The organism is Thioalkalivibrio sp. ALE21, from assembly GCF_003208255.1.
Lineage (GTDB): Bacteria > Pseudomonadota > Gammaproteobacteria > Ectothiorhodospirales > Ectothiorhodospiraceae > Thioalkalivibrio > Thioalkalivibrio halophilus.
Window position 1 is genome coordinate 1 of sequence record NZ_QKMA01000036.1, and the last position, 6,481, is coordinate 6,481.

Below are 6,481 nucleotides of genomic sequence, written 5' to 3' on the forward strand. Positions count from 1 at the left end.
GACCACGGGATCGAGCATCGTCTGATCCGGCCGAAACGGCCGCAGACCAACGGAATGGTGGAGCGCTTCAACGGCCGCATCGCCGACTTGCTGCGGACCCGGCGCTTCGGCTCGGGAGAACATCTGAAGGACACCCTCCAGGACTACCAGCGCCTTTACAACCATCAGATCGGGCAGAAAGCGCTGGGGCATCGAACGCCGGTTGAGACACTCAAGGCCTGGCAACAGGAACGCCCCGATTTATTTCGTAAACATGTATACAAACAGCCGGGACCCGACACCTAGAGTGCCCGGAGAACTCCCATTTTCGATGAGCGCAATTCATGCGCAGGCGACCCCTAACCTGAAATTATCCCAGACAGTAATTAACAGCGAATTACTAGTTTTTGTTTCATATAAATCGGCTAGGATAGGTAATGAAGAAACACAGTAATGGATTTTCCGTCTGTAGGTTCAGGTGATATGGAAAGCTCCCTCTCCTGGTCGATTTCAGGGGGTGCGCAGTTTTATATAATAATCAATTAACGAATATGTTTAATTTAAGGAGGAAGAGATATGGATGGCTTCGATAGTGCACGACTGCCGGAAATTCACATACCGGAATCGGAGGTTCCTAAACGTTTCGGCAGCTATCAATTGCGCGTGATAGAGGAGGGGCACATTCCGCGCATGCTTTCCGGAATGCGCGGGACAGCGCCAGAATTTGGCGGGAAGTATGCGAAGAGCCGATCGGCGGTAGAAGAGTGGGCGCGAGAAACCTACGGCATCCGGGCGGCAAAGGTTTTGGTTAATCGGCGCTGGACGAAAGTCTGGACCGACTCGACCGGCAATTTTCCAATCCGACTCCGCATCATGATGGGGGGGCAAAATGAGGAGGGCGCGTAAGTGTGATCTTGGACTCGGCAGGGGTCTAAGTGCGCCATTCGGCCGATAGGTGTTAACCGGGCGAGGGCCGTGGCCCCGTTCGCCCGTTCCCCCGGGGCCACGATGTTGCGTCTCCCTCACAGCGTTTGGAAAACCCAATGGAGATGCGCCGTCACGCGGCTCACGCCGGAGTCGCCCGTGGATCAAGGCGGTCATCCGTTGTCGTTACGGCTTAATCGGGCCAATTCGTCTGCTTCCGCCCTCAGTATCGCGAGAAGCCGCAACATCATGTCCGTCAACAATAACGTGTTTGCACTTTCCCGCTCGTTTGCGTGCCTGCGGCTGTACCCATGAACATGGTCATGGCGGTTGGGCAACCGGCCATCGGCACCTCCATCTCTCGTGTCCGCGTAGATCTTGTCCTTTGCCAAGTAGTACCCGATTCCCGTTGTCCCGCCAAACTGTAGCTGCGATATGGAGAGCTCGTCCAAGAGGGCCCACACTGGTCGCAGTTGCGCGGTGATCTTCCCCCGCAGTTCGATCCCGTCCAGCGCGGCGTGGGCCGCCATCTCTATCTCCCCGAATAGGGTTCGAGGCACGCAGCGATAAAGCCCAGCGTGGTGCGCCGCCAGCGCCTGGCGAACCGTCTCCCGGTGCCCATTATCGAGAACACTGAACACCTCGTCGTCCAGAAGCTGCGCCTCGACGGAGGTCCACTGCTCCAACAGGTGGGTCAGAAGAACCTCATCGAGCCTGTCGGGATCATTCAGCAACTCTGCCGTCACCTTGTTAAATGGGAGCAGCGGATGCGGAATCCATCCGGCTTCGCCAAGGCGTTCCTCTCTTTCAATGGCATCGGCAAACACCGAGATCTGATTGAGCGAGCGCTGAACACCTGCAAACAGCTCCCGGTTCCGCTCGAAAGGCTTGATGATCGCCCTGTGGGCCTCGTGAAGGGGCCGTGTAATGTTGTCTACCGCTGCAAGCACGCCAGCAATGGGGCTCACGATTCGCTCGGCATTTGGGATGTCCCGGATCTTCGCCATGTCGGACTATTTCTCTCGCTCAAATCTCTTACAGGCAGCTCAATCACTCATTCTGGAACACAGGATACCGGACATGGGGCAAGGCGCTGGCAGATTGTGCGTTCGGATGATCTGATGCCACGTGGCGCACTGCCTTTCGCACGATACGGAAGGCCGTTCGAATCGGGCGCAACACCGAGCGGATTCCGGCTGCGCGATGCGCAGATTGAATCGCTCTGTGGCTGCGACGATGAAGTCGAGACTCATTAAACCCTGAGTTTACGAGGGAAGTGCCCCCCTCAAGGGATGTAACGTAGTCGGCGACTGGTCGGAATCGCCCACGCAGGGGACCGGTGACCTCGCGGTACTGGAGGGTCTTATCCGTCGGGTTGGGAAGGGCAGGCCGTGCGCACCGGCCTTTCTCGCTCGGCGGCTCAAGCGCCTTAAGCACCCGAGTTATCGCATCGCGCACGAAGCGCACCCGGCAGCGTTGCCAGCCGCCATGGGCGACGACGGAGGTGAGATGACCTTCTTCAGGTCCTCGTTCGCGGTCGATATGAGCAGGCAAGTTCCCTTAACGCTTTGTGGACCGAGTCGGACAGCCGGGACGCCTGCGACGGCGACTCCAAAGAAGGACCACTGTGGCCGCACCTGCCTCGATTAACAGCATCCCCCTTTGGGGATGCAACCCCAACCAGGGAATTGGGCATTGGCCTTCACCGCGTTCCTTGTGTCCAGTTCCTGCGCAGCCGTTATCCGCTGTTTAATCGGTTCTTTCGGGCCTTAGTGGCATGCTACGGCGACGACGCATTAGGGTGATCACTCCCTCACCTGGATGGGGATCTCGAACGTCTCCACCACTGACGGGCAGGAACGAATACCGCGCGCGCGAACGAAACTAGGGAAAAATAGGGTCCCCGTGGGTGGTTCGGGTGTCGGGATTCAGATCAACGGCACGGGCGGCATTGGTGAGACTGGTGTGCCGATTGTTGGGGTTCATTGAGTGCCCTGGGCCTGCGGAGTGGGAATGCCGCAGCGTGCTGCTCCGTGGGGCACTACCCCGGTGCCCCCGTAGGGGTAGGAACTTACCCCGCTACCCCACCCAAAGAAACAGGGGCTTGCGGGCGTTTCATCGGGAAAATAAGTGCCCCATGGTGCCCCACGATAAATGGTGTCATGGTGCGGAATTCGTGGGGTGGTGGGGTAAATACCCCGCTGTATCCCATTACCCCGGTAACCCACCCCCTATTTATCGTCAGGCACCAGGTGCAGGTGGTTGCCGTTGCCATTGGGGCAGGGTCGGGAGATCAGCGCGCCATCCTCAACCGCCCGGTCGAGTGCCTCCCGCACCGTCTTTTCCCCGGCCTGGAAGACACCGCTCTTCCCAGCGTAATGGTCGCGGATATGGCGGATGCTCATTGGTCCATGTCGGCGCAGCAGATCCCGTGTTTCGCCTAGCACTCGCTGGTACGTTTCTTCTGCGCGTTGTTGCCTCGCATTCGCTCGGCTCAGGTTCAGCTTCGTGGGGTATAGGACCCCACCGTCGCCGCGCTCTAGCCACATGCCTTCCCAGGGCGGGCCGTAATTACCCTTGACGATCGTGAAGCGAACAAAGCGGCTGGCTTCGTCGGCCTCGACCCTGTATTTCTTCGCCTCATCGCGACGAAGGGTCGCCATTAGCCCGACCCAGCGCGCCCCATCCACCAGACCGCTCGCACCTCGGATTGCCTCTTGCCCTGCTTCGGAGTCGCGAAAACCCGCCTTGCTCACGTGGTGGGGCAGAAGAACCGTCGCACCTGTCGCTCGGCGGACGTGTTCGGCGGTCTCGATTAGTCGGGTGCCGTCGGCGTTACTGTTTGGGTCACCACCGTCGAAACGAGCCAGCGGGTCCAGCACAATTAGCACTGGGGCCTCCGGCATCGCCTTCGCTGTGGCAATGATGCGATCCGCGAGCTCGGTCCGCTCGATCTCACCGCCGACCGTCGTCGTCAGCCGGTTGTCCCCACCAACGCGGTCCAGAATGAACACACGACTCCCTATCGCCTCTAGGCCCTTGGTGTGTTCCGGGTGTCCGGGCGGGTAACAGTGTTTCACCACGGCATGGAGACGCCTGTGAATCTCGTCGCGGTCATCCTCGGCGGACAGGATCAGGCTCGAGCCCTCCACCCCGAGCTCCATACCAAGCCAAGGGGTGCGGGTTGCGAGGCTTACGGCCAGTTGCAGCTTCGCGAACGATTTCCCGGTGCCTCCGGCGGCACCCAACAGACCAACCACGTTGTGCGGCAGCACGTTCCGCACTAGCCATTCACGCGCCGGCGGGGCTGTTGTCAGAAGGTTCGCTACGTTGCCGGACGCGAGGTCGAGCGGCTGAGCCTCGTCTGGCGGATGGCTCGCCGCGACACGCTCATCAAGCCAAGCAGTTCCTCGATCAGACATGGGCACCGACCTCGCGAGCGGCGGCCCGGATCCTTCCAGCGGCTAGCGCAAGCCGTTCCATGTCGCTCTGGGTTGGCGTCCGCCCCTCGTGAATATCTTCCGCAACGATCACTACCAGCAGGGCTTCTTGTGCCAGGGCATCGAGTGCTTCTCGCGGCACCCATCGTTGGCTCGGTCGAATAGGTGACCTGCTGATCGGGAGCTTGCGTGGGAAGAGGTCCCGCATCTCCAAGCCAACAGCCCTGACCACATCTGCTGCACCACACCCAGCCCAGCATTTGATGAGGAGTGTGCCGTCGTCCGTTTCTCGAATGCTGAGGCTCGGCGTGCGATCCGGATGTGCGGGGCAGCGAGCTGACCACCGGTTAGGCCCGGCTGGCTTCACCGCTTCCAGCCGTGGTAGAAGGCGGTCCAGCGGGGTGTCGTGGGTCCCTTCGCTCACCGCGCACCCCCTTTGTTATCGAGGTGAGTGCGGGTTGCAGAGATCCGTTCCTTGATCCAGTTGTCGACTTCTTCCTCAATCCAGCCGACAGCGCGACCACCAAGGGGGATGGGTGGTGGGAAGCTACCCTCTGCGATGCGCAGGTAGATCGTCGAGCGGGAAAGACCCGTGCGGGCTTTGACCGTGGGAAGTCTGAGGATTTGCGTAGCCATGTCTGTGCCTCCTTGGGCGTTGTTGGACATGGCTATCGATTATTCTGAAGCTTCCCGCAGTAAACATCGTAATTGCGGCTCTCCAAACCGCAATTGCGGAACTAGGTAGATTGCATGAGAACGGTTCGGGCGAGAGGGAATTTCTTCTCTAGATTTCTCTGGGATATCCCGAATTTTTTTGGATATTCTTCAATTAAAAAATTAATAAGTGCGGTCTGGTTTTTGAGCTCCAAACGCTTTTTTGTTTTTGGTCCGTCGCCCAGTATAGTTTCCACGAGAGCGCCTATAATTATTTGGTACGCGACCTCGGCTCGGGTTTCTGGTGGCTCGTTTCCTTCGAATTGGGATCTAAGCGACTCAACCTCTTTTTCGAGTTCCTCTTTCTCGGATCTTAGACTTTTAAATGCCTCCTCGGCCTTTTCTATTCTTCGGGCTAGCATTTCGTTTTCTGCTTTAAGTGAGTTGTAGCTGTCAATAGTCAGGTCGGAGGTAGTATTGCGTTCAATCTCGTAAAAGAGGAACTCAGGTTTTTCAAGCGGAAATGCTTCTTTAATCCAGTTTCTTAAGTCGCGACCAAAAAAGTGGCGTCGCTCGTGCGCGACGTGTTCCCCTGGAGCTACGGGTCTCCCGTCCTCGCGGCCGTGTGGAATGTCACCGCTCTCGATGGCTTCAGCAATTGCGCGGCTTCTCGGCTCCAGGCAACCCACTGAAGGATGTCGCCAGATACTCCGGCCAATCCCTGTTTGAGAGATTTGTTGAGCTTCGTTGAGAATATCTGGGACTTCATTTTCGGGTATTCCGCACCATAGGGCTGCGGCTTGTGGAATGGAGTAGACTGTGTAATGGGCGCGCATTTCCGCGCAATTGTCAGTTTCCCATTGCTTGTTCATCTTGGTAATCGTTCCTTTTGTGTTTGTTCCTTGGCGATGCAGGGTGGTTTATCTGCGGCTGGCACGATGTCGAGAATATTATTTAATAATGCAACCAATAAGGAGTGGATCCCTGTCTGTCAACCTGAAGCCATACAGCCCTTGTATGGGTTAACGTAGATTTCAGGGTCATGACAGCAGGAGCCGACTGATGCCGAAGGCACCGAGTGAGTTACCCGAGTCTCAGGTGAGCCCGGACCCGAAACAAGAGCGGCGGACACGCCGCCGTTTTACCGCCGAGTACAAGTTGCAGATCATCGCCGAGGCCGACCAGTGCCAGCGGGGCCCTATCAGTCAACGTAGTTGTCGCCTCAACGCAACCGACAGGTGACAACCATGAAGCACTACTCCGCGGAGCGTAAGGAAGCCGTCCTGCGCAAGCTGGCACCACCGATGAACCTCACTGTCCCCGAGGTGGCCGAGGCCGAGGGGATCTCCACGGCGACCCTGTACAATTGGCGCAAACAGGCCCGTGAGAGAGGACAGGTTTTGCCATCACGAGGATCGACCCCGGAGGGCTGGAGCAGCGAGGAGAAGTTCCGCGTCGTGCTCGAGACCGCGCCAATGACCGAG

7 protein-coding genes are annotated in these 6,481 nt (G+C 58.2%); 3 read left to right on the plus strand and 4 right to left on the minus strand.

Annotated elements, in window-relative coordinates; translation table 11 throughout:
* Both D893_RS13505 and D893_RS13775 read left to right on the plus strand, forming a co-directional pair.
* Positions 1-285, plus strand: a 285-nt coding sequence (locus D893_RS13505; RefSeq protein WP_146220565.1) for an integrase core domain-containing protein, incomplete at its 5' end; no start/stop codon positions are given.
* 270 nt (positions 286-555) lie between these two features.
* Positions 556-885 carry a hypothetical protein gene (locus tag D893_RS13775; RefSeq protein ID WP_146220566.1) on the plus strand — a complete coding sequence of 110 codons (330 nt, stop codon included), beginning with the start codon at positions 556-558 and terminating at the stop codon, positions 883-885.
* 191 nt (positions 886-1,076) lie between these two features.
* Here the strand turns inward: D893_RS13775 and D893_RS13510 are convergent, their stop codons facing one another.
* The 4 genes from D893_RS13510 to D893_RS13780 form a co-directional block, all read right to left on the minus strand.
* Complete coding sequence (locus tag D893_RS13510; RefSeq protein WP_110620067.1) at positions 1,077-1,910, minus strand: hypothetical protein; 834 nt, start codon at positions 1,908-1,910, stop codon at positions 1,077-1,079.
* A 1,224-nt stretch (positions 1,911-3,134) separates the two neighbouring features.
* Positions 3,135-4,325, minus strand: coding sequence for an AAA family ATPase (locus D893_RS13515; protein WP_110620068.1), 1,191 nt, complete (start codon positions 4,323-4,325; stop codon positions 3,135-3,137).
* A gap of 438 nt (positions 4,326-4,763) precedes the next feature.
* Positions 4,764-4,979, minus strand: a complete 216-nt coding sequence (locus D893_RS13525; protein WP_110620069.1) for an AlpA family transcriptional regulator — start codon at positions 4,977-4,979, stop codon at positions 4,764-4,766.
* 101 nt (positions 4,980-5,080) lie between these two features.
* On the minus strand, positions 5,081-5,869 hold the full coding sequence (locus D893_RS13780; protein ID WP_146220567.1) for a hypothetical protein: 789 nt from the start codon (positions 5,867-5,869) through the stop codon (positions 5,081-5,083).
* A gap of 375 nt (positions 5,870-6,244) precedes the next feature.
* Between D893_RS13780 and D893_RS13535 the strand changes: the two genes are divergently transcribed.
* The coding region (locus D893_RS13535) for a transposase (protein WP_146220568.1) at positions 6,245-6,481 on the plus strand (237 nt) is incomplete at its 3' end.